Raw genomic sequence first — 24,581 nt, forward strand, 5'->3', positions numbered from 1 at the left:
TCAATTCACTAAAACAAAGTACTTCAATATAAATGCACTGCCCCTCATCTATAGCTTTTAGTAAGTCTTAAAAAAACCATGAATAAATTTCATTTGGACATCTATACATCTAGAGGTTGATATTTTTTACTTTCAGTTCATAATTAAGCCTCGGTTTTTATGAGCAGGAGTAAAGTATGCCAATTACAGTAAAAGACGAGTTGCCGGCAATTGCACGTTTACGTCAAGAAAACGTATTTGTAATGCCAAAAAGTCGTGCAAAAACGCAAGAAATACGCCCAATGCGTTTGGCTATTTTAAACTTGATGCCTAATAAAGTAGAAACCGAAGTTCAGTTTATTCGCTTACTTGCCAATTCGCCTTTGCAAGTAAACGTAGAACTACTGCGCCTCGACACTCACCGCAGTAGCAGCAATTCAGAAGAGCACCTTGATACCTTTTACCGTTATTTTTCTGAGGTTAAAGACAACAATTACGATGCATTAATAGTAACCGGTGCGCCACTTGCCCATTTAGAATACGACGATGTAGCGTATTGGGATGAGCTAAAGGTCATTATTGATTGGGCTGAGCAACACGTTACCTCTACGTTATTTTCGTGTTGGGCAGCGCATGCAGCGTTATATCACCGTTACAATTTAAAACGCGATTTAAAAGACGATAAACTGTGTGGCGTATTTACTCACCAGTGTTATTTTGATCACGGTGCACTGACTCGCGGATTCGACGATACCTTTTTAGTACCGCACTCACGCTACGGCCATATTGATATAAATAAAATAAACGCCTGTGAAGAGCTCGTTGTACTGGCAGGTTCTGAGCGAGTAGGGGCTTACTTACTTAAAAATAAATCAGGTAGCCAAGTGTTTATAACCGGCCACCCAGAGTACGACGCCGACTCGCTAAAGGCAGAATACGAGCGCGATTGTAAAAAAAGCCCTAATGCACCAAAGCCCGAAAATTACTTTCCGGATGACGATGCAACCAAACAACCTTCAAAAACGTGGCAAAGCCATGCTTTTTTACTTTTTTCGAACTGGTTAAATTACTACGTGTACCAAACCACACCGTATGATATTAATTTAGTTAGCCAAGACGTGAGGACTAACAACTATGCCGAATAACGCGCCTACAAATAATAAGCAAGCCGAAATAAGTGCCGCATTAAAAGAACGCATTTTAATTTTAGATGGCGCTATGGGCACCATGATCCAAGATCATAAGCTAGAAGAAGAAGACTATCGCGGAGAGCGTTTTAAAGACTGGCATGTATTAATTAAAGGCAATAACGATTTATTAAGCCTAACTAAGCCCGACTTAATCACTGATATTCATCGTGGTTTTTTATCAGCGGGCGCCGATATTATCGAAACCAACACGTTTAACTCGACCACTATTTCGATGGAAGATTACGACATGGCAAACCTAAGCCGTGAAATAAACGTAGAGTCGGCTAAATTAGCACGCGCAATTTGCGATGAATTTACGGCTAAAACGCCAGAAAAGCCGCGCTATGTAGCCGGTGTTTTAGGGCCGACATCTAAAACGTGTTCAATTTCGCCAGACGTAAACGATCCGGGTTACCGAAACGTCACCTTTGATAAGCTGGTTACTGCGTATGTAGAGTCTACCCTTGCATTAATGGAAGGCGGCGCCGACTTAATACTAATTGAAACTATATTCGACACGCTTAATGCAAAAGCCGCCTCGTTTGGTGTAGAAGAAGCCTTTGAGCAAGCAGGGCGCACATTACCAGTTATGATCTCGGGCACTATTACCGACGCTTCAGGGCGTACGCTTTCTGGGCAAACAACCGAAGCATTTTATAACTCTATTCGCCATATTAAGCCTATTTCGATTGGTTTAAACTGCGCGCTTGGCCCTGATTTACTGCGCCAATATGTAGAAGAGCTTTCGCGCGTGTGCGAAACCTTTACATCGGTACACCCTAATGCGGGCTTGCCTAATGAGTTTGGTGAATACGACTTAGAAGCGCCTGAAATGGCAGCCGAAATTATCGATTGGGGTAAATCGGGCTTTATTAATATAGTAGGTGGATGTTGTGGCACCACGCCTGCGCATATTCGGGCTTTTGCAAAAGGTTTAGCAGGCGTTAAACCACGCCAACTGCCAGAGCTTGAAGTACGCATGCGTTTATCAGGCCTTGAAGCCTGTAACTTAAATTAAGGAGCCAACATGACCCAACAAATAGCAGTATTTACTAATGTCGGCGAACGTACCAATGTAACCGGTTCTGCCATGTTTAAACGTTTAATCATGGAAGAAGACTTTGAAGCCGCGCTAACAGTGGCCCGCGAACAAGTAGAAAATGGCGCACAGATTATTGATATAAACATGGACGAAGCCATGTTGGACTCAAAAGCCGCGATGGTTAAGTTTTTAAACTTAATAGCCTCAGAGCCTGATATTTCACGCGTACCCATTATGGTCGACTCCTCTAAGTGGGAAGTAATAGAAGCAGGCTTAAAGTGTATTCAAGGTAAGGCCATTGTTAATTCTATATCGCTAAAAGAGGGCGAAGAGCCGTTTATTCGCCAAGCTAAAATAATAAAACGCTTTGGTGCAGCTGCCGTTGTAATGGCGTTTGATACTGACGGGCAAGCTGATACAGCAGACCGTAAATATGAAATATGTGCCCGCAGCTACAAAATATTAGTAGAAGACATTGGTTTTCCACCAGAAGATATTATATTCGATCCTAATATATTTGCCGTAGCCACCGGTATAGAAGAGCACGACAACTACGCAGTAGAATTTATTGAAGGCACACGCCGTATTAAGCAAAAATTACCGCACTGTAAAGTGTCGGGCGGGGTGTCTAATGTATCGTTTTCATTTAGAGGTAATAACCCAGTACGTGAAGCTATTCACTCGGTATTTTTATACCACGCCATAAAAGCGGGTATGGATATGGGGATTGTAAATGCAGGGCAACTCGCCGTTTACGACGACATACCAGAAGAGCTTCGTAAAGCCGTTGAAGACGTAATACTTAACACAGACCCAGGCGCAGGCGAGCGTTTAGTAGAGCTTGCACCAAAATACTCTGGTATGGCACAAGCCGAGCGAGTAGAAGATTTAGAATGGCGCACATGGCCTGTTGAAAAACGCCTTGAGCACGCGCTTGTAAAAGGCATTACTACCTTTATAGATGAAGATACCGAAGAGTGCCGCGCTGCTGCCGATAAACCTATTCACGTAATTGAAGGGCCGTTAATGGATGGCATGAACGTGGTAGGTGATTTATTTGGCGCAGGTAAAATGTTTTTACCACAAGTGGTTAAATCGGCGCGCGTAATGAAACGAGCCGTAGCCTACTTAGACCCATTTATTGAAGCCGAAAAAGAAGAAGGTTCAACCAATGGTAAAATAGTGATGGCGACCGTAAAAGGCGACGTACACGACATAGGTAAAAACATTGTAGGCGTGGTACTGCAATGCAATAACTACGAAGTTATTGATTTAGGCGTAATGGTACCTGCCGATAAAATACTGCAAACCGCCATCGACGAAAAAGCCGATATTATTGGTTTGTCGGGCTTAATTACCCCATCGCTTGACGAAATGGTACACGTAGCAAAAGAAATGAAACGCCGTGGTTTTGAACTGCCGCTACTTATTGGTGGTGCAACTACCTCTAAAGCGCACACCGCAGTAAAAATTGAGCCGCAATATGACAAAGGCGTTGTGTATGTAAATAACGCAAGCCGTGCAGTTGGTGTGGTTTCAAACTTATTATCAAAAGACATTAAACCTGACTTTTTAGCTAAAACTAAAGCTGAATATGTAAAAGTACGCGAGCAACAAGCGCGTAAAAAACCACGCTCTAAGCCTGTTACAATCCAGCGCGCACGCGATAACGCAGCAAAGCTTGATTGGGATAACTACACACCACCTGTGCCTAACAAGCTGGGCGTGACCGAGTTTAAAAACGTATCAATTGCTACTTTGCGTAAATACATAGATTGGACGCCATACTTTATGACGTGGTCAATTGCCGGTAAATACCCGCGCATAATGGACGATGAAGTAGTAGGCGAGCAAGCACAAAGCTTATTTAAAGACGCTAACGATATGTTAGACGACCTTGAAAAAGCAGGCAGTTTGCAACCACTTGGTGTAATTGGTTTATTCCCGGCTAACCGCGTGGGTGATGACATAGAAATATACACCGACGAAACACGCAAAGAAGTATTAACTACTTCATGCCATTTACGCCAGCAAACCGAAAAAACCGACTTTGCTAATTATTGCCTAGCCGACTACATAGCATCAAAAGGCACGCCTGATTACTTTGGCGCGTTTGCAGTAACTGGCGGCCTAGAAGAAGACGACTTAGCAAATGCGTTTGACGCACAGCAAGACGATTACAACAAAATAATGGTTAAAGCGGTTGCCGACAGGCTCGCCGAAGCGTTTGCAGAATACCTACACGAAAAAGTACGTAAAGAGTATTGGGGTTTTGCACCAGACGAAAACCTAGCAAACGATGAGCTAATACGCGAAAACTACCAAGGTATTCGCCCAGCGCCAGGTTACCCAGCGTGCCCAGAGCACACCGAGAAAAAGAAAATTTGGCAGTTGCTCGATACCGAAAAGCGCATTGGTATGCAGCTAACTAGCTCGTATGCCATGTGGCCAGGTGCTGCTGTTTCGGGTTGGTACTTCTCACACCCCGAGGCTAAATACTACGCCGTAGCAGCTGTGCAAAAGGATCAGGTAGAAGACTACGCTAAGCGAACCAATATGACGCTTGAAGAGGCAGAACGTTGGCTATCGCCTAACTTGGGGTATGATCCGGAGTAAATAGAACAGCTGTCCGTTAAAACAAAAGCGAGCTTAATTAAGCTCGCTTTTTTGTATTTTATATTTCAATTTATACATAAAGTGAGACAAGGTTAATGAATTAGTTTATTCTTATTTCAATATTGCTACTTTTTGAGATTAAAATGGTAAATAAACCACCGCAAGAATTAATAAAAAACCCTTTTCAACTCATAGCAGAAAAAGAGCCTAATAAATTAGAAGATTACTTAGAGCTATTTTCACCCGTAGATACAAAAGGTCGTTATTTACATTTTGATGACTTTAAATATCGTCTACCAAAAAACTTAGATCAAAAAATATCATGGTCTATCGTCAAGCTTGCCAGAGATAGGCAATTGAGACACATCATATCAGTAGGTTTTCCATCAAAAAATTGTAAGTTTTACTTAACACCTACAATCCAAAAAGCACTTTCAGAAACAGACAGAAACACAACTAGTGCTTCCTTAGAGTGGATGTGCAGTAAGATTGGTGAAGAAAAGCATTTAGAATATTTACTAAATGATTTAGTTGAGGATGAGGCTATAAGTAGCAGCCAGCTTGAGGGAGCTGCAACAACAACTAAAGTAGCAAAGGACTTGCTGAAAAGAAAAAGAAAGCCAAGATCTCCAGACGAAAAAATGATTGTTGGAAACTTTAAGATGATGAAGTTTGCTTGGGATAATAGACACAGAGACTTGTCGATTGATTTAATACTTTCTATCCACCAAGAAGGCGTCGAAAATATTGATAATGATAATTACACTCCCGGTGTATTTAGAGTTACGAATGACGTTGAAGTTGTTGATTCTGAAGGAGTGACAGTCCATATTCCTCCACCAGCAGAAGGTTTAACAAAACGTATTAAAGAATTATCAAAGTGGGTAAATGAATGTCATCATGATGTTGATAATAAAGAGTATTTTCATCCATTAATAAAAGCTATCACATTACATTTTGTTATTGGTTATGAGCATCCATTCAGAGATGGTAATGGGAGGGTTGCTAGAGCTTTATTCTATTGGTATATGTTTAAAAATGACTTTGCAGCATTTAGATATATAGCTATCAGCGTACTTTTAAAGTCAGCTCCAATCAAATATGGTAAAAGCTACCTTTATAGTGAAACAGATAATATGGATCTAACATACTTTATAGACTACCAGTGCAGTGTCGTTATACGTGCAATAAGTCAGTTTAAAGAATCCTATAAAAATACTCTTAAGGATGCAGAAACTTTTAATAAATGGCTTTGGGAATCTGGTTTATATAGAAAGTTAAACGATAAGCAACAAACTGTTTTCCAAGTCGCAAGAAGTGGAGTCGCACACCAATTTACTGCAATGAATGTAAAAGAAAATTTAGGATGCGCTTATAATACTGCATCAAATGTTTTAAATGGTTTAGTTGAGCTAAATTTATTTAAAAAAGAAAAACAGGGTAGGGAATGGGTTTACAGTATGTTGAGCCAGAAAAAAATAATTGAGTCATGGAAAAGTTAATACTTTTATTTTTCGTGGATCTAGCTCTGGTTTTTTAGGGGGCTTCAAGAAAGGACTATAAATGAAGTTTTTTATTCACATAATGTCGTGGCTATTTCTACTTTTTACCACAAACACATTCGGTCTTGAACAAAAATATCATGAGTTCGTTTTACCTGTCATTGCTGCCTTTGAAGGTGACGATAAACCTGCGATTGCAGCACTTATTCGCTACCCGCTAAAACGACGATACCCCATACCTGACATTAAAAGTGAAGCTGAGCTTATTAACAGCTTTGATGAAGTGTTTAATGATGAGTTAGTAGCAGTTATTGCCAGTTCAAACATTGATACTGATTGGGATAAAGTAGGTTGGCGCGGCATTATGCTAAATAACGGCGTTATGTGGGTAGATACTGACGGTAAAATTATTGCTGTAAATACTCAAAATACTAAAGAGCAGACACTTGCAAAAAGCTTAATCGAACAAGGTAAGCAATCCTTGCACGCAAGTATTAATAACTTTGAAAAACCAGTACTCGATTGGAAAACGGCTAACTACCATATTCGTGTTGATGATTTAGGCGATCATAATTATCGATATGCAGTGTGGAATATTGATAAAAGAGCAAAGGATAAGCCTGATATGGTTTTATTTAACGGCGATGTAACGGTTAGTGGCAATGGCGGTAATCACCATTATACGTTTAAAAATGGGCGTTATAGTTACATACTACATGTAACCATTATTGGCTGTGATACATCATCTCCAGGTTGGCTTGAAGTTTATAAAGACGATGAGCGATTACTATTTGAAGATGTTATAAGTACTCATTAATGTATGTTTTAGTACGCTTGGTAATGTAGAACTGTTTTTAGCAGTAAAACGTTCTAATAATTAGTATTTTTATAAAACAGATCTAAGTGGTAGGCTAAAAGTAGTAAGTATAAAATAGTAAGTAATTAAAAATAGTTCTCGCGCAACAAGGAACCCTCCTGTAAAGCGCTTTGCCAAGGAGTTTAGTATGATCACGCTTACCATTAATGGTAATAAACATGAGTTTTCTGGCGATCCGTCAACGCCAGTATTATGGTATCTCCGAGATGAATTGAATTTAACTGGGCCTAAATTTGGCTGTGGTATGGCTCAGTGCGGTGCGTGTACCGTGCATATTGATGGGGTAGCTCAGCGCTCGTGTGTATTGCCTGTAGCGGCAGCAGCAGGGCGTTCAATTACGACAATTGAAGGGCTAAGCGAGCAGGGCGACCATCCAGTGCAACAAGCATGGGTTGAGCATAAAGTACCGCAGTGTGGTTTTTGCCAGTGCGGCCAAATGATGCAAGCTGCGAGTTTATTAGCAGCAAACCCAACCCCAACTGACGATGAAATAGTAAGTAATATGTCGGGAAATATTTGCCGTTGTGGTACATACCCGCGTATTCATAAAGCAATTAAATCAGCTGCTAAAACAATGGCGAGTGTTCAATATTTTGACCCAAATGAACAAGGGGAAGAAGTATGAACCAAGATAACAAATACTTTGATTTAAACCGCCGTAAGTTTTTAAAAACTAGCGCAATAGGTGCATTGGTACTTGGTACTTATTTTGTAGGCAGTGCGCCAAGAGCATTTGCGGGTGTATTAGAGCAGCCATCTGAGCAAGCAAAACGCGCAAACTTATTTATTGCACTGCGCCCAGACGGCATGGTTGAAATAACCTGCCATCGCTCTGAAATGGGTCAGCAAATTCGCACCGCGATTGCACAAATAGTTGCCGATGAAATGGAAGCCGCGTGGGATAAGGTTATTGTTATTCAGGGTAATGGCGACCCTAAATACGGCGATCAAAATACCGATGGCTCGCGCAGTATTCGCTACAACATGAAGCGCCTGCGTGAAATGGGCGCAAGTGTGCGTTACATGATGCAGCACGCTGCCGCTAAGTATTGGAAAGTTGACCCGCAGACCTGTACAGCCAATCAACACGTTGTTACACACAGCTCAGGTAAATCGCTTACTTATAAAGATTTAATCGACTTAGCGCTTACAATAACGCCACCTGAAGCTGACAAACTAACACTTAAAACACGCAAAGAATGGCGCTACATTAATACTGGCATGGCGCACATAGATTTAGCCGATTTAGTAACAGGTAAAGCAATATTTGCAGCCGATGTACGCGAACCAAAAGCGCTGGTGGCTATAATTGAACGTCCGCCAGTGGTAGGCGGTGTTGTTAAGTCATTTGATGCCAGTGCTACAAAAGCGATAAACGGTGTTATAGATGTTATTGAAATTCCTGCACCAAAAGGCGCGCCGCAGTTTCAGCCAAAAGGCGGTATTGCGATTATAGCTAAAAATACATGGGCTGCATGGCAAGGGCGTAAAGCATTAAAAGTGGTGTGGGATGATGGCAAAAATGGCGATTACAATTCAAAAGAATTTAAAAAGTCATTACTAAAAACTATACAAACTCCACAGGCAAACATACGTGATAAAGGCGATGCCATGGGCGTGTTGGCTAAATCGAGCAATAAACTCGTAGCTGATTATTACGCGCCGCATCTTGCTCAAGCACCAATGGAGCCGCCGTGTGCAACAGCTATGTACAACAAAGATAGTGTTGATATATGGGCTGCTACGCAAAATCCACAAGCCGATATGAAAACAGTGGCTGCAATGCTTGGCATGGATGAGAGCAAAATTAATGTTCACGTTACCATGTTAGGAGGCGGTTTTGGGCGTAAGTCAAAACCTGACTTTTCAGCAGAAGCAGCTTACCTTTCAATGAAAGTAGGCAAGCCTATTCGTGTGCAATGGACGCGTGAAGACGACATACAACATGGTTTTTACCATGCGGTTTCGGCTCAGCACATTGAAGCATCGCTAGATAAAAATGGCGCAATAGAATCGTATTTACACCGCACCGCGTTTTCACCAATTACCTCTACCTTTTCAGAAGGGGCGACTACGCCAGGGAGCTTTGAACTGCGCTTAGGGTTTACCGATAACCCAATTAACACACCTAACATGAAGTTAGAAAACGGTGATGCCCCTGCCAAAGCACGAATTGGTTGGATGCGTTCTGTATCAAATATTTTTCATGCCTTTGCTATTCAGTCATTTATTGGCGAAGCGGCGCACAAAGCCGGTCGCGACCAAAAAGACTATTTACTAGACACCATAGGTCCGAGTCGCATTGTTGATGTAACTGAGCAAAATGCCACATACGATAATTACGGTGGCGATAAAGCGGTTTATCCTCTAGATATTGGCAGACTGCGCCATGTTATTGAAAAAGTAGCTGACATGAGTAAATGGGGGCGAGAGCTTCCTAAAGGTCGAGGTTTAGGCATAGCAGCACACAGAAGCTTTTTAACTTACGTAGCTACGGTAGTTGAGGTAGAAGTGTCGGATGCTGGCGATTTAAACGTAATTAAATCGTGGGTTGCCATTGACGCGGGTACGGTTGTAAACACCGACACCGTTAAAAACCAAACCCAAGGTGGTTCTATTTATGGGATTACAACTGCAATCAGCGATGGTATTACCTTTGATAAAGGCCGCGTGCAGCAAAGTAACTTTCATGATTATCGCGTACCGCGTATGAGCGATTCACCTCTTGAGATTGAAGTTGAAATTGTACAAAGTGATGCACCACCAGCAGGGGTAGGCGAGCCGTCTACACCGGTTTATGCGCCAGCATTATGTAATGCTATTTTTGCAGCGTGCGGAAAGCGTATTAGGCAGTTACCGATTGGTAACCAATTAAAAGCGTAGCTAAATAACCTACAGCTTAAACAAAAAAACCGCCAAATGGCGGTTTTTTTAGAAGTTAGCGATTAGTGAGTTTTTTCAAACTCATCAACTTCACGCTCTGCTTCTTCTTTAGATTTACCATACTGCTGCTGAATTTTACCCACTAGCTCTGTACGGCTACCTTCAATTTTGTCTAAATCGTCGTCAGTAAGATCGCCCCATTTTTGTTGCGCCTTACCTTTAAGTTCGTTCCAATTACCTTTCATACGATCGCTGTTCATAAGTTTCTCCTTACTTAGATTTAATTAACGTTCAGTATAAAAAGAGCAAGGCGTGTACCAATAAGTTAAATTTTTATTTTATATTTATAATCATGGTGTTATGTTTTTATTGAGGCAGTAATGATTAATGTTGTGAGCACATCCTTAAAAAATGTACAGAGCGGTCTGTAATTATTTCTGATTATGTAACCCTTAATTAAATCCTTTATAACCACACAGCTTTAGCGGCGCGTTTATTTTTGGTTTTTGTTACAATGCACACAAAGCAATTTTTGGTAAATAGCAGTGCTGCCGGTTCAAGACATATATCAACAACTCGTTACTACATTACAAAGTAATCCTATTACGTTATTACAAGCACCGCCTGGTGCGGGTAAATCTACGTGGTTGCCGCTGCAACTAATGCGCGATGGGCATTTTAAACGTATTGTAATGCTAGAGCCTCGCCGTTTAGCTGCACGTAATATTGCAAGTTACTTAGCAAAGTGCCAAAACGAGAGTGTTGGGCAAAGTGTGGGCTTGCGGATTAGAGGTGAGAGTAAAGTAAGCGCTAATACGCGCCTTGAAATAGTTACCGAAGGCATGCTAACGCGCATGCTGCAAAACGATCCCGAATTAAGCGATATAGATTTACTGATATTTGATGAATTTCATGAACGTTCAATTGCAGCCGATACCTCACTTGCCTTTGCGCTCGAGACCCAAAGTGCACTGCGTGAAGATTTAACCATCATGCTTATGTCGGCAACGCTAGATACAGAGCGCTATACAGCTTTTTTTGACTGCCCTGTAATTCAATCAAGCGGTCGCAGCTATCCAATAGACGAAGTATACATACCCATAAAAGATGAAAGTCGCTGGCTTGATGCAATTCCTAACATAATAAAACAAGCACTTAATGAGCAAACAGGTAGCGCATTGGTATTTTTACCTGGGCAATTTGAAATACTACGCGTGCAACAAGCGCTCACCGATCTACCCAGTAACTGCCAAGTTGCAACGCTATTTGGCGAGCAGGATAAAGCTAATCAGCAAACTGCTATTGCTCCTGCACTAAACGGCATGCGCAAAGTAGTGCTTACCACCAATGTAGCCGAAACCAGTTTAACTATTGAAGGTATACGCATTGTAATTGACAGCGGCAAGCGCCGTGCAGCCACCTTTAATTTAAAAACAGGGGTTACTGAGCTCACAACACAAAGTATATCGCGCTCGTCTGCTGTTCAGCGTGCAGGGCGTGCAGGACGAATAGAGCCGGGCATTGTTTATCGAATTGGCTCAAAGCAAACCTTTGAGCGACGTAATAGCCACGACAATCCCGAAATACTCACATCAGACATAAGCCAACTTATGCTTGAGGCAAAGCAGTGGGGAGCCAGTATTGATGAGCTAACCTTGCTCGATAAGCCCACTGAGCAACAATGTGAGCAAGCAAGTAACCTGCTTAACATGCTAGAAGCTATTGATAGCAAGGGTAAGCTCACACCGCTTGGCAGTAAAATGTTAGGTTTTGGTGCTGATATTCGTTTGGCGCATATGCTATTGAAAGCACAAATACTTGATGACCAACTCCCTGGTATTTTTAGGCTCGCTATTTATTTAGTGGCATTACTTGAGAGCCGAGTAAATAGCGCAAACGAGTTGAGTTTAGCGCTGCATAGCCAACAGCAACGTCCGCATCCGGTATTTAAACAACAGTTAAAGTATTGGCAAAGCCGCTTAAAAGTAAAAGACGAAAACAGCGAATTAAATACGCATTATATTAGTTTGCTAGTGGCATTGGCATACCCAGATCGTATTGCTAAAAAACGTGGTAATGGTTACCTACTTGCCAATGGTGCAGGTGCTGAGTTAAATGTCGATTACTGGCACAACGACGATTACTTAGCTATAGCAACCATGGGCGGGCACAAAGGAGGGCGTATATTTACAGCCACCGCGCTTAACCCATTTGAGTTACAAGAATTTTTACCGCATTTATTTGGTGAACTTACTCGTTGTGAGTTTGATGAAAAATCAGCGCGCTTTATTCATCAAGATGAAGTGAAACTCGGGGCTATAACGCTCAGCAGCCAGCCTAGTAAACAAAAACTAGATAAGAGCGAGCGTGCTAAAGCGTGGCTTAGCTTATTTACTAAACACGGTTTTGCTTTATTTAACGAGCAACCTGATGCGCAACAATTGCTGATACGTATGAGCCTAGCAAGTAATTTAATGCCCGATAAATTCCCGCAAATAAACGAGCAACAACTTATTCAAAATGCAGCGCAGTGGCTAGGCGTGTTTTTAGAAGATATTAAAACGCTCACGCAGCTTAAAAAGTTTAACTACTTTGAAGCATTACAAAACTGTTTTGATTGGCAACAACAAACAGCTTTAAAAGCACTGTTACCACTGCGCTTAACGGTGCCAAGTGGCTCAAATATAAAAATAGAATACCAGCTTGATGGCCCCGCAAAGCTAAGCGTGCGTATGCAAGAAGTTTACGGCTTGACCAGTACGCCTATGCTTGCCAACGGTAAACTGCCACTGCTTATGGAGTTGTTATCGCCAGGTAAACGCTCATTGCAACTTACTCAAGATTTAGCGCACTTTTGGGCTAGCAGTTACCGCGATGTGCAAAAGGAAATGAAAGGTCGTTACCCTAAACACTTTTGGCCAGACGACCCTGCCAACAGCGTTGCAACCAACAGAGTAAAGAGCAAAATGTAGGTGTTAATTTACTTAAAACTGATTTTGTTTGATTATTGAACTTACTAAGGTAATGTACCTATAAAATATTTTTAACTACAGGGAATAGTCAATGAGGTTACTTTTAACGTTAGGTTTGGCTCTAGTAACTGCTTTTTCGGCTTATGCTGAAAAGCCACTCGACTTAAATGCATTTGCGCAGCAATACTATAAAACAATGACCGCAACACAAGCACCTAACGCAGGTGCTAAAGAGCTTGAGGCTTATCTTGCATTGTTAACCGATGATATTGGTAATCAGCATATTCCATATCAACCGGATGACTCACGTACTCCTGATGGCAAAGAGCAGATGCGCAAAGGTATGAGTTTTTACTTAGATGCGCACACGTTGTTTGAAAGCACACTGCTTAATACATTTGTGTTTAATGATACAGGCTTTGCTATTCGTTATAAGAGTCATGCAAAGGGCATTCACCCGCAAAGTAAGCAGCCAATAGAATACACCTCCACAATGATGGAAGTAATAGAACTTGAAAACGGTAAAGTGGCGATGATACGCAAGTATCACGAATAAAAAATAAGGATATATATGAAACATTTACTTATCGCACTATCAATATTAATGCTTAGTGCATGCGCTAGTACAAAAAGTGATTTTAGATTTGATGGTTCTACACCTGAGTCAACTCAGGCCGGAGTTCATAAAGTTTTAAAGACATTAAAATCTCAAGATGTAATGCGCTTTATAGGCGCCTTAATTGCAATTCAATTTTCTGATGTGCAAAGCGCAGAAGATGTTTTGGGCGACCCAACCATGATGAATGAAATGAATTACTTTATTATTGGTAAAAAAATTGATGGCTTAAATTATTATGAAGTACTGGATCTTGCGAGTTCATCTTCATCGAAAGTGGAAGTTTCGGTAGCGAAATAGTTTCAGCTTTTTGTATTACATTAAATGTGTAATACCAATTCGCAATAATACTTAATCATTTTGCGAGGCTAAACGTGTCGCTACCTGCGTTAAAAAATTCTCATTTAGAACAACTAAATAGCTAATTTTTTGCCTAGCTATCAACACGTTTTTCCGCCCTCAAAATAGACCAATTAATTAAGCGAATTGGTATAATTTTATGTCTATATTAAATATATTATTGAAAGTGCTAACGTTTTAACGCTATAAAACTTAATAGTAAGCTTTGTTTATACCTGCTCATGAATTTATACTACGCTTTAGTAAGAAGCTAATTATTTATAATTTAGATGCAGAAGTCTAAAACATAAAACGTAAGCTACTTTGACTTAATTCTACACGATTAGATAGAGACTATGACATTAAGATTTTTTGTAATAATAGGTACTTTGATTTTAATGTGCTTTGTAACGAGTTTATTAGTTGGGTACCGCTATTTTTTTAGCCTGCCGACTATAAATACTAGTATTGAAGATTATCAAAATCGTGAATTACTGAGTCTTAAAATTGCGCTTGATAGAGAGTTTATATTTTTAGAAACACTTAATTATGACTACGCCGTATGGGATGACACCTATGATTATATGGCTGATTTTGACGCAGAATATGTAGATTCAAACTTTGTAGGGGATACCTTCTATTCTCTCAAAATTGATGGTGTGTTTATCTACGATGTAAACTTTAATATGGTTTACGGACAAGCGTATGATTATATGAAGCATAGGGAGTTTGATGCGCCTGATTTAGATTTACAGGTTAATAAATTAAACCGCGCAATTATTCCTAATCCAAAAGCTGTTAATGACGACAGTAGTTTAAGTCATTCTGGTTTTTTACAAACAGCGGGCGGCCCTATCATGTTTGCATCGCATGTAATAAAGCGAACAGATAAAACAGGTGAGCCTGTTGGTAGTATTGTTTTTATAAAAAAAGTAAGACAGTCGTTGATCAAATCCTTAGCGGAAATTGCACAAGTGGAGCTTAGCTATACACAAATAGCACACGGTAGTTCTTTAAACGATATTGCGACGCTTAAAGGGAGCCTCCAAGAAGAGGACATTGCCACTCAAAGGAAGAGGGTGATTCTAGATGTAAATGGTAAGCCATTGCTTGCTTTGAACATTAAGCACCATCACCAAACACTGCCAGTTTTATTTGATCATTATTTAAAGCTTATTTTGTTAATGTTTTTTGTAATGTCATTATTAGGTTTTTATATTGTAAATCGTTATTTTATTGAACCGCTTATTAGTGGTGCGTCCGCTATTAATTCAATGTTGGTTAAAAACGATTTACAGCCTTTGAGGTTCACTAATCAATTTTTAGAAATGCGCGTTTTAATTAGCGGTTTTAATGCGTTAATTAAACAAGTAAAAGAGCAAAATTCTAAGCTCGAAAAAATAAGTAAAATTGATGGGTTAACCCAAATTTACAACAGGCGTGCCTTTGATGAAATTATAGCGGCGCAATGGGAACAGGCTCAACAGCAACAAAATGCCTTTGGAGTAATATTACTTGATGTAGATCACTTTAAAAATTATAACGATTTTTATGGTCACCAAGGCGGAGACAATGCTTTACAGCTCCTAGCTGGTAAATTACAACAAATGGCAAAGCAAAACACAGGTACAGTTGCGCGCTATGGCGGCGAAGAGTTCATATTATTCTTTAAAGAGCTTTCTTATGAAGAGTTTGTAAATATATCTCAGCAATTGCTTTTGGCGGTTCGGGAGTTAAATTTACCTCATGAAGCGTCGCCGGTACGTAAATATTTAACAATTAGTGCTGGGTGTGTATTTGCTACAAAAGAAACCTTGAGTGGTAATAATGTGTCTATTCAATCACTAATTAAAGAAGCTGACATAATGCTTTACGAAGCGAAAAACTCAGGTAGAGATAAAACATTAATCAAATCTATATAATTTAAATCAATTATTAAAGATGCATCAGCTGTTTTTTATTATTAAACGCTCAAACCTCTTTCCCGCCATGGCTCTGTGCTAGGTCGTCAAGTTCGGCGCAAGTGTAATCAAAACCACTTTCGTCGTATTCGTATGTCACTTTTACACTATCGCCGCCATTAAAAAGTCGTGTTTTTACATCGTTAACCGGCCAGTCTTTTAGCTCGTGTAAAAATCTGTTAGCAACTTGTGAAGATTCAAAACAATAGCGAATTTCTGTTTTCATAAATAATAAAGCTCTGGCTGTTTACCCCAGCTGCTAGCGCATTATTAATGGGGCGTTCATGATTCGGTTACAAAAAATAAAGAGTTAAATTGTAAATTTTGTGTTTCAATAAATGCATTAAACTCGGTACACACTAACGTACTTTAATTAACAAATGATGACGACTTTACATGCATTATAAATTTGCTCTTATCGCAAGCTCGGTTTTTATACTATGCGCTTGCGGTGGTTCAGGCTCCGATGATACGCCAACCGTTAACGGAAATAAAATCCCCATTTTGTCAGTCGCTGATATTCCTAGTGAATTAAGTAAAGGCCAAACAATTGAGCTAACAGCAACAGCCAGTGATAAAGACGGCACTATTACATCTGTTGTGTGGCAACAAACGCAAGGGCCTGAACTAATTAGTGGAGCTTTAGAGGCAACAACTACTTCAGTAACACTGCTAAATGCGCAAAGTTATAAGCCTGTTGATTACGCTTTTTCGGTCACAGCAACCGACAATGAAGGGGCAAGCAATGTAAAAACCCTAAGCTTTACTGCACGTAATAATTTGGACGACATTAGCGCCGCACGGTTACTACACCAAGCAACAATGGGACCTAAGCTTAGTGAAATACAAAACGCACAAGGTTTAAGCGAGCAGCAATGGCTTGATAAACAAATAGCGCTACCTATTAATTATCACCGTGATTATTTAGTAAAGTTAAATGACGATGATGACTTTAAATACATAAGCCGCATAGACGCATGGTGGAAGGCTGTAATGCAAAGTGACGATCAACTTCGTCAACGTGTTGCATTTGCGTTAAGTGAAATATTAGTAGTGTCGGATGAAAACAGTGCCTTAAGAGGCCAACCTGAGGGCATGATCACTTATTACGATTTGCTACTAAAGCATGCCTTTGGTAATTATCGTGACTTACTCGAAGATGTCACGCTTTCGCCTATTATGGGAACTTACTTAAGCCATTTGGGTAACGAAAAAGCAGACGATGCACTTAATATTCGCCCAGACGAAAATTACGCACGTGAAGTAATGCAGTTATTTACTATTGGCCTTGAAGAGCTAAACCTAGATGGCAGCGCCAAGCTTGATGCACAAGGTAATACCATTGCCACTTACGGGCAGGTCGAAATAGAGGGTTTTGCACGCGTATTTACTGGTTGGACGTTTGCCGATAGTGAAACATTTAAGCGTAAAAGTCGTGACTATATTAAGCCAATGGAAGCATTTGACGAGTACCATTCTAGTAAACAAAAAACCTTACTAAATGGCGAGGTTATACCACAAGGTTATACAGCAGAAGAGTCATTGCAAATAGCGCTCGATAATTTATTTAACCATCAAAATGTTGCGCCATTTATTACTAAGCAGCTTATTCAGCGATTAATTACCTCAAACCCAACCCCCCAATACGTTGAACGAGTAGCTAATGTATTTATTGATAATGGCGCCGGTTTACGCGGCGATTTAGCGGCTGTAGTAAAGGCTATTTATTTAGATGATGAAGCGCGGCATTTTGGTTCAGTGCTTAATTACCAAGGGAAAATTAAAGAGCCTATTTTAAAAACTGTACAGTTTTGGCGAAATCTCGATGCTAAATCTTTGGCTGGTTATTATAAAACGTGGAATTTAATAAATAGCTATGGGCAAGGGCCAATGCAGTCGGCTTCGGTATTTAACTTTTTTAGGCCTGATTATCAAACCGCAGCTTTACGAAATGAAGGTATTGTTGCGCCAGAATTACAAATAGCAAACGATACAACACTAATTGGCACCATGAACGCGCTTTACGCAAGTTTAGTGTGGAGTACCGCTGAAGCACACAGTGATTTAAATTCAAATGGTATTTATGTTTATATTCAAGACGACATGAATGTTTTAGAGAAAAACGGTGTTAGCGCGCTATTAACTCAGTACAACACGTTATATTTTGCAGGCGCAATGAGCAGTGGCACACGCCAAGCATTACTTGATTTAGATGCCTACTTTAATGAAGAACAATACCGTGAACGGGTTTCGTATTTATTATATATGATTGCTATTTCACCTGAATTTAACGTGCAGTATTAGGAGCGCATAATGAGCATTAATAGAAGAGAGTTTTTGTCGTTATGTGTAAAAGGCAGCGTATCGGCTGCCGCGTTAACGAGCCTGCAATTACAAGCATTAACTGGAGCGACTAATGCCGTTGAGCTAGGTGATTATAAAGCATTAGTGTGTGTGTATTTATACGGGGGGAATGATTCGTTAAATATGCTCGTTCCGCTTGAAGGCGAGCAACGGAGTTTGTACGAGCAAAGCAGGCAAAACCTAGCGGTACAGAGCCCTATTGAGCTAAGCATTAAAAGTCAGTTTGCCGGTGGCGTTGGTATTCATCCTTCACTTGAACCGATACAAAATGTGTTTGAATCTCAAAATTTAGCATTTATAGGCGGGGTAGGTACTTTACTCGCTCCCACAACATTGAATGACTATAAAAATAAAACAATAGGTTTGCCTAAGCATTTGTTTTCGCATAACGATCAGCAAGCTGCGTGGATGTATGGTCGAGAAAAACAATCACTTAATAGCGGGTGGGGCGCACGACTTTTAGAGCGTTTAGAGTTACAAGATGAGTTTGCAGCTAATGTATCACTCGACGGTACTAATTTATGGCAAACGGGAAGTGCTAGCAATGCATTTGCGCTTAACAAAAGCGGCATTAGTAGTATTAACGCGTTTGGAGGGTATCAACCTCGTAGCGAGCACGTAACCGCTATTATGAACCGCTTACTAGGCAATACGAGCCATCCGTTAAGTACAGCTTATGCCTATGGCTTAACAAGTGCGATAAATAACACTCAAGCAATGAACAGCGCGTTAGAAAGCGCGCCTGCACTTATTACCCCATTTAGCGATAATAGCCTTAGTGAGCAATTTGCCGCAGTCGCTAAAACAATTAGCGTACAGGCAAAGTTGAGTACTCAACGCCAAGTGTTTTTTGTTTCTATGGGGGGGTATGATACCCACGACAACCAATTAACAACGCACCCTGCTTTATTAAATACGTTAGCTCAAGGGTTAAGTGAATTTGATAGTGCGATGAAAGAGCTTGATATGGCTGATAAAGTGACTACGTTTACTATGTCTGATTTTGGTCGCACGTTGACCTCAAATGGCGATGGCACTGACCATGGTTGGGCAGGAAACCAAATAGTAATGGGCGGCGCAGTAAAAGGCGGCAATATATATGGTGAGCTACTAACCCAACATTTGGATGGCCCACAAGATACCGGTGGCGGGCGTTTAATTCCAAGTGTTGCTAATGAGCAGTACTTTGCCACACTTGCTCAGTGGTTTGGTGTGCCAAGCTCTGAGCTTGTTGATATTTTTCCAAACTTGAGTAACTTTGATCACACAACATTGGACTTTTTTGTGTAATTAGTCGCTAATAGTAATCTAAAAGCACTTGTTAGTAGTATAAGCTACTGGTTAATAGTGCTTAATTGTTTTAATAATAAAAATCACACAATATAGGAATCATAAAATGAAAGTTTTAGTGAGCTTAGTTAGTCTAATCGCCTTTTTACTCGTCATACTGCCAGGGCCTTTGTATAAATTTGGTATTGTAGAACTGAAGGTTGCGTTTACGGGATTTAGATTTGGCGTTTACGCTGGTGGCGCTGCATTGGTGCTACTTATAATACAAGCGCTATTTATGCGTAAAACGTTAACGCTAAGCAGTGGTGTTATTGCGCTTGTGTTTTCGGTTGTGGCTATTGCTATGCCACTTAATATGATGAACAAAGCTAAAAGCGTACCGGCAATTCATGACATTTCAACAGATTTAGTTAACCCACCAAAATTTGTAGCAATAGCGCCACTACGTGCAAACGCATCTAACCCAGTAGAATACGCGGGCGAAGAAACGGCAGTACAGCAACGCAAAGCATACCCTGAACTGGTGACATTAAGCTTTGCACAATCTAAAGCCGATTTGATGGCAGCAAGCGAACAAGCAGTTAAAAATCTTGGCTTTGCAGTGGTAAGTGCAAATACGGCTACAGGTATTGTAGAAGCTACTGATACAACCACATGGTTTGGTTTTAAAGACGATGTGGTAATTCGTATTAAAGATGAAGGCAGCCAGCGTTTTGTTGATATTCGTAGTAAATCGCGAGTAGGGCGTAGTGATTTAGGAAAAAATGCAGAGCGCATTCATTCAATTATTAATGAACTAAACAGCTTACTTGCAAAATAATTAAATTTAGCGCCCTAGTACTAACGATTGAGCCCAAATACTGTTTGGGCTTTTTTGTGCCTATTTTATATTGTCAGGTTCTATTCACGGGCTATGGACTATGCTGTTGATGATTTAAATTTTTAACCACTATGGAGTTATTATGAAAACAGTAGGATATGCAGCAAAAAGCCAAGGTTCTGAATTGACAGAGTTTTCTTTTGAGCGCCGCGATTTACGAAATAACGATGTAGAAATTGAAATTTTATACTGTGGTGTGTGCCATTCAGATTTACACGCCGTACGAAATGATTGGGGTGGCAGTGACTACCCATTAGTACCTGGGCATGAAATTGTTGGTAAAGTTATGTCGGTAGGTAGCGACGTTAAAAAATACAAGCAAGGCGACACGGTTGCTGTTGGTTGTATGGTTGATTCGTGCCAAAGTTGCGATCAATGTGATAACGACGAAGAGCAATTTTGCCGCGAAGGCATGGTTGGTACGTACGCAGGCAAAGACCGCGTTAGTGGTGAAATGACCCAAGGTGGGTATTCTAAACATGTTGTTGTACGCGAAGAATTTGTACTTTCTGTACCAGAAAATTTAGACCTTTCACGCGTTGCACCGCTACTTTGTGCAGGTATTACTACGTATTCGCCACTTCATAAGTGGGGAGTACAAAAAGGTAGCCGTGTTGGTGTTGTTGGTCTAGGTGGGCTTGGTCACATGGCCGTTAAAAATGCAGTTGCAATGGGCGCAAGCGTTACGGTAATTGGCCGTAGTGAGTCTAAAAAAGATGATGCGGTTAAATTAGGTGCTCAGCACTACTTAGTGTCATCTAATGATGACGAAATGAAAGACTCGCAGTCGGCTTTCGATGTAATTATTGATACAGTGCCTGTTAAGCATGACCTTTCAATCTACACGCCTTTATTAGACATAGACGGCGCACTAATCATCGTTGGCCAAGTTGGCCCTGTAGAAGAGCTAAACACGGTGCCGCTGTTAATGGGTCGTCGCCAAGTAGCAGGCTCACTTATTGGTGGTATTGCAGAAACGCAGCAAATGCTTGATTTTTGCGGTGAGAATAACGTGCTGCCAGAGTGCGAAATGATCAACATTGACGAAATTAACACGGCATACGAGCGTATGGAAAAATCTGACGTACGATACCGCTTTGTTATTGATATGGCATCGTTAAACGCTTAATTTACTAGGTAAATTAAAAATAAGAGAGCCGCTAATTAGCGGCTCTTTTTGTATTTACTATTTAAAGTATAGATTAACCAGCGGTTTGCGCTGTTGGTTGCTGTTTGTTTAGTTGTAAGTAACTTAATAGCCACATACCCAAACCACCTAAAAACAATGCAGCTGCTACGTAACCTGTTTGATTAGGTGCAGCACCTTGCGCTATTGCAATTCCGCCAACCCAAGGACCTATAGCATTGGCAGTATTAAATGCGCACTGTACTAAGGCACCAATCATAGCGTGGCCTTCGGGCGCAACATCCATTAAAAGCGTTTGAATCAGCGTAGCCAAGCCCACACTGCAACCAATAAAGAAGATCACCGCGTAAAGAGCCCAAATATTATGGCTTGCCGTTACATATGCAAAGGCAAATACAATAGTACATACAAGCGCAAGGCCAGTCGTTTTAATTGCTGATTTATCGGCAGCTTTACCCAGTACATAGTTACCGAGTGTACAACCGATACCAAACATTACCATTGCGATAGAAATAGTATACGGAGCTGTTTTTGTTACCACTAATATGGTGTCGGCAATGTAAGTATAAATACAAAACACTCCGCCAAAGCCAATAATTACAATACCCAAAATAGACCAAACCAGTTTATTTTTAAGTACGCCAAACTCGTTTAGTAAGTTAGAAGGCTTAGCGTTATCGATATTAGGCACTACTTTATAAACAAAAACAAAAGCAATAAAGGCCAGTACTGCAGCGCCAGCTAAACAATAACGCCAACTTAAATTTTGACCTACAAGTGTAACTATAGGCACGCCAACAATAGTAGCCACAGTTAAACCCATAAACACCTTAGACATAAAGCTTGCACGCTTACCTGTTGGGGCAATATCTGATGCTAATAAAATAGCAGCACCAAAATATGCACCATGAGGTAAGCCACTTAAAAATCTAAATATTACAAGTTGCTCAAGCGACGTTGCCATCGCGCTTAACCCGTTTGAGATAAACATTAAACTTATAAAAATGAGCAATGCTTTGCGCTTTCTCATATTAGCTGTAGTGAGCATTAAAATAGGCGCACCAACTACAACACCAATGGCGTAAGCACTAATTGCGTAACCACTTTGTGAGGGCGTTGAGCCAAATGTTTCGCTAATTAGTGGCAGCATAGGCATCATCGAAAACTCAGATAATCCTAAAATAAATGTGCCAAGTGCTAATACGAGTAAAATAGCGGTTCTGTTAAGTTGACTAGATGCCGACGTTACATCTGATGTCATAGATGATCCCTTAAGATTTAATTTTAAAAGTGAAACAGCACAATAAATTCTGAATAGAAAATATTATATGTATGCTTAAATTTTGGTGTGAGAGGGTAGTCTGTGAAAGTGCTATTTTAAGTTAAAAAAAGTACAGAGTCATGCATAAATTAGTGTTTTTGTTAGGTTTTTAAAATGTTAATTAGAAGAAAATACTACTTAAAATTCATAAAATAAAAAAACTATTTATAAAGCATGCATCTATAAGGTGTTAAATATTCGCCGAAAGGTTATTTAGAGCTTATATTTACAGTACAGTTACATGTTGATATCACATTAATTTGCTAATGTTTTTACTAATTTACTCCTTAAGGTTTTTATATGTTTGGTATTTCTAAAAGAAACGCAAAAATTGAAGAAATGGAGCTTCAATTAATTCAAAAACAGTCTATCTTGTCGGCAATTAACAAGCATGTGGCTTATATAGAGTTTACACCTGAAGGAATAATATTAGACGCAAATCAGTTATTTCTAGCTACTGTAGGCTACAGCAAAGAGCAAATAATTGGCAAACATCATCGCATGTTTTGCGAACCTGAATATGCAAAGTCAGACGAATATAGCCAATTTTGGCAAGCATTAAAAACCGGAGATTCTAAATCAGGATCGTTTTTAAGATACAAAGCTAATGGCGATAAGCTTTGGCTTGAGGCAACTTACTTTCCTGTAGAAGAGCATGGCGTAGTCACTAAAGTGATTAAAATAGCCTCTGATATTACGACTAGTTATATACAACGAAAGGCACAAGAAGCGATAGCTACTGCACTCGATAAAGCATTGGCTACAATAGAGTTTACCCCACAAGGTAATATTTTAAGCGCAAATCAAAACTTTTTAGCAACAGTAGGCTACAGCTTAAAAGATATTGTAGGTAAACATCATAAAATGTTTTGTACTGAAGTGTTTTATGAGAAAAACCCACACTTTTGGAATGAATTAGCGCAGGGGCAGTTTAAGTCAGGAAAATTTAAACGTATTGCCGCCGACGGTTCAGAAATTTGGCTAGAAGCTACTTATAACCCAATATTAGATAGCAAAGGTAATGTAATTAAAATAATTAAGTTTGCATCAAATATTACTGATCGTATACACAATAATAATGCAGTGACTGAAGCCGCTGCAATCGCGTATGAATCGGCGGTAGCTACAGCGCAAACCGCTAAAAAAGGTTCTGAGATACTACAAAGTTCTGTTGCAAACTCAGATGCCATTGTAAGCCAAGTTCTTAAGTCAGTTGATTTAATTAAAAATCTTAATGAACAATCCGCTGTAATAGGCTCTATTGTTTCTACAATTAGTAGCATTGCAGATCAAACTAATTTATTGGCACTTAATGCTGCCATAGAGGCTGCTCGTGCTGGTGAATACGGTCGAGGTTTTGCTGTAGTAGCTGACGAAGTAAGGCAACTTGCAGCCAGTACGAGTAGTTCAACTAATGAAATAGCGACCGTTGTTAAAAATAACCAAGAGCTCACTAATGATATATCAAGGCAAATTACGTCGGTTTCAGACTCTTCAGAGCAAGGCCGAGAGCTTATTGCGAATGTATCTGAAGTTATTAAAGAGATTGAGCGAGGGGCTGATATTGTTTCTCAAACAGTCGCTGAGTTAAATACTTAATTT

General features: G+C 40.1%; 19 protein-coding genes. 16 read left to right on the forward strand and 3 right to left on the reverse strand.

What is annotated here, in order from left to right:
* Positions 1 to 176 precede the first annotated feature (176 nt).
* The 7 genes from metA (at position 177) to H5115_RS06090 (ending at position 10,089) form a co-directional block, all read left to right on the forward strand.
* Entirely contained in the window at positions 177 to 1,124 is a 948-nt protein-coding gene (metA, locus tag H5115_RS06060; RefSeq protein ID WP_002958117.1) for a homoserine O-succinyltransferase, read from the forward strand.
* Positions 1,114 to 2,187 (forward strand): homocysteine S-methyltransferase family protein, encoded by a 1,074-nt coding sequence (locus tag H5115_RS06065; protein ID WP_007376157.1) that lies wholly within the window; start codon positions 1,114 to 1,116, stop codon positions 2,185 to 2,187. The genes metA and H5115_RS06065 overlap by 11 nt, the downstream gene beginning before the upstream one ends.
* Before the next feature lie 9 nt (positions 2,188 to 2,196).
* Positions 2,197 to 4,827, forward strand: coding sequence for a methionine synthase (gene metH, locus H5115_RS06070; RefSeq protein ID WP_182754227.1), 2,631 nt, complete (start codon positions 2,197 to 2,199; stop codon positions 4,825 to 4,827).
* Positions 4,828 to 4,970: 143 nt separating this feature from the next.
* Positions 4,971 to 6,329, forward strand: a complete 1,359-nt coding sequence (locus H5115_RS06075) for a Fic family protein (protein WP_024593527.1) — start codon at positions 4,971 to 4,973, stop codon at positions 6,327 to 6,329.
* A gap of 61 nt (positions 6,330 to 6,390) precedes the next feature.
* Positions 6,391 to 7,146, forward strand: coding sequence for a hypothetical protein (locus tag H5115_RS06080; protein ID WP_182754229.1), 756 nt, complete (start codon positions 6,391 to 6,393; stop codon positions 7,144 to 7,146).
* 187 nt (positions 7,147 to 7,333) lie between these two features.
* Positions 7,334 to 7,831: a (2Fe-2S)-binding protein gene (locus tag H5115_RS06085; protein WP_007376163.1), complete on the forward strand. Its 498-nt coding sequence runs from the start codon at positions 7,334 to 7,336 to the stop codon at positions 7,829 to 7,831.
* Positions 7,828 to 10,089: a xanthine dehydrogenase family protein molybdopterin-binding subunit gene (locus H5115_RS06090; RefSeq protein WP_182754232.1), complete on the forward strand. Its 2,262-nt coding sequence runs from the start codon at positions 7,828 to 7,830 to the stop codon at positions 10,087 to 10,089. The genes H5115_RS06085 and H5115_RS06090 overlap by 4 nt, the downstream gene beginning before the upstream one ends.
* 62 nt (positions 10,090 to 10,151) lie before the next feature.
* On the opposite strand, the gene H5115_RS06095 is transcribed toward H5115_RS06090, so the two are convergent.
* Positions 10,152 to 10,349: a CsbD family protein gene (locus H5115_RS06095; RefSeq protein ID WP_002958133.1), complete on the reverse strand. Its 198-nt coding sequence runs from the start codon at positions 10,347 to 10,349 to the stop codon at positions 10,152 to 10,154.
* A 285-nt stretch (positions 10,350 to 10,634) separates the two neighbouring features.
* Between H5115_RS06095 and hrpB the strand changes: the two genes are divergently transcribed.
* The 4 genes from hrpB (at position 10,635) to H5115_RS06115 (ending at position 15,938) form a co-directional block, all read left to right on the forward strand.
* Complete coding sequence (gene hrpB / locus H5115_RS06100; RefSeq protein ID WP_182754235.1) at positions 10,635 to 13,061, forward strand: ATP-dependent helicase HrpB; 2,427 nt, start codon at positions 10,635 to 10,637, stop codon at positions 13,059 to 13,061.
* A 91-nt stretch (positions 13,062 to 13,152) separates the two neighbouring features.
* Positions 13,153 to 13,617, forward strand: a complete 465-nt coding sequence (locus H5115_RS06105; RefSeq protein ID WP_182754238.1) for a nuclear transport factor 2 family protein — start codon at positions 13,153 to 13,155, stop codon at positions 13,615 to 13,617.
* Between the two features lie 15 nt (positions 13,618 to 13,632).
* Positions 13,633 to 13,977 (forward strand): hypothetical protein, encoded by a 345-nt coding sequence (locus tag H5115_RS06110; RefSeq protein WP_165744382.1) that lies wholly within the window; start codon positions 13,633 to 13,635, stop codon positions 13,975 to 13,977.
* Between the two features lie 395 nt (positions 13,978 to 14,372).
* The gene (locus tag H5115_RS06115) at positions 14,373 to 15,938 is read left to right on the forward strand and encodes a diguanylate cyclase domain-containing protein (RefSeq protein ID WP_259396334.1); all 1,566 of its coding nucleotides are present in this window, start codon (positions 14,373 to 14,375) and stop codon (positions 15,936 to 15,938) included.
* Between the two features lie 49 nt (positions 15,939 to 15,987).
* On the opposite strand, the gene H5115_RS06120 is transcribed toward H5115_RS06115, so the two are convergent.
* The gene (locus H5115_RS06120; protein WP_002958138.1) at positions 15,988 to 16,203 is read right to left on the reverse strand and encodes a hypothetical protein; all 216 of its coding nucleotides are present in this window, start codon (positions 16,201 to 16,203) and stop codon (positions 15,988 to 15,990) included.
* A gap of 170 nt (positions 16,204 to 16,373) precedes the next feature.
* Here H5115_RS06120 and H5115_RS06125 point away from each other — a divergent pair, with 170 nt between their 5' ends.
* From H5115_RS06125 to H5115_RS06140, 4 genes are all read left to right on the forward strand, one after another.
* Entirely contained in the window at positions 16,374 to 18,281 is a 1,908-nt protein-coding gene (locus H5115_RS06125) for a DUF1800 family protein (protein WP_182754241.1), read from the forward strand.
* Positions 18,282 to 18,290: 9 nt separating this feature from the next.
* Positions 18,291 to 19,631, forward strand: a complete 1,341-nt coding sequence (locus H5115_RS06130; protein WP_182754244.1) for a DUF1501 domain-containing protein — start codon at positions 18,291 to 18,293, stop codon at positions 19,629 to 19,631.
* 106 nt (positions 19,632 to 19,737) lie between these two features.
* On the forward strand, positions 19,738 to 20,451 hold the full coding sequence (locus H5115_RS06135; RefSeq protein WP_182754247.1) for a DUF1499 domain-containing protein: 714 nt from the start codon (positions 19,738 to 19,740) through the stop codon (positions 20,449 to 20,451).
* Positions 20,452 to 20,593: 142 nt separating this feature from the next.
* Positions 20,594 to 21,640, forward strand: a complete 1,047-nt coding sequence (locus H5115_RS06140) for an NAD(P)-dependent alcohol dehydrogenase (RefSeq protein ID WP_182754250.1) — start codon at positions 20,594 to 20,596, stop codon at positions 21,638 to 21,640.
* 73 nt (positions 21,641 to 21,713) lie between these two features.
* Here the strand turns inward: H5115_RS06140 and H5115_RS06145 are convergent, their stop codons facing one another.
* Positions 21,714 to 22,919, reverse strand: coding sequence for an MFS transporter (locus tag H5115_RS06145; RefSeq protein ID WP_182754253.1), 1,206 nt, complete (start codon positions 22,917 to 22,919; stop codon positions 21,714 to 21,716).
* Between the two features lie 360 nt (positions 22,920 to 23,279).
* Here H5115_RS06145 and H5115_RS06150 point away from each other — a divergent pair, with 360 nt between their 5' ends.
* Positions 23,280 to 24,578, forward strand: a complete 1,299-nt coding sequence (locus H5115_RS06150) for a PAS domain-containing methyl-accepting chemotaxis protein (protein ID WP_182670848.1) — start codon at positions 23,280 to 23,282, stop codon at positions 24,576 to 24,578.
* Positions 24,579 to 24,581 lie beyond the last annotated feature (3 nt).

Origin of the sequence: Pseudoalteromonas sp. SR44-2 (assembly GCF_014163745.1) — a bacterium.
In the GTDB taxonomy this organism is placed as follows: Bacteria; Pseudomonadota; Gammaproteobacteria; order Enterobacterales; family Alteromonadaceae; genus Pseudoalteromonas; species Pseudoalteromonas distincta.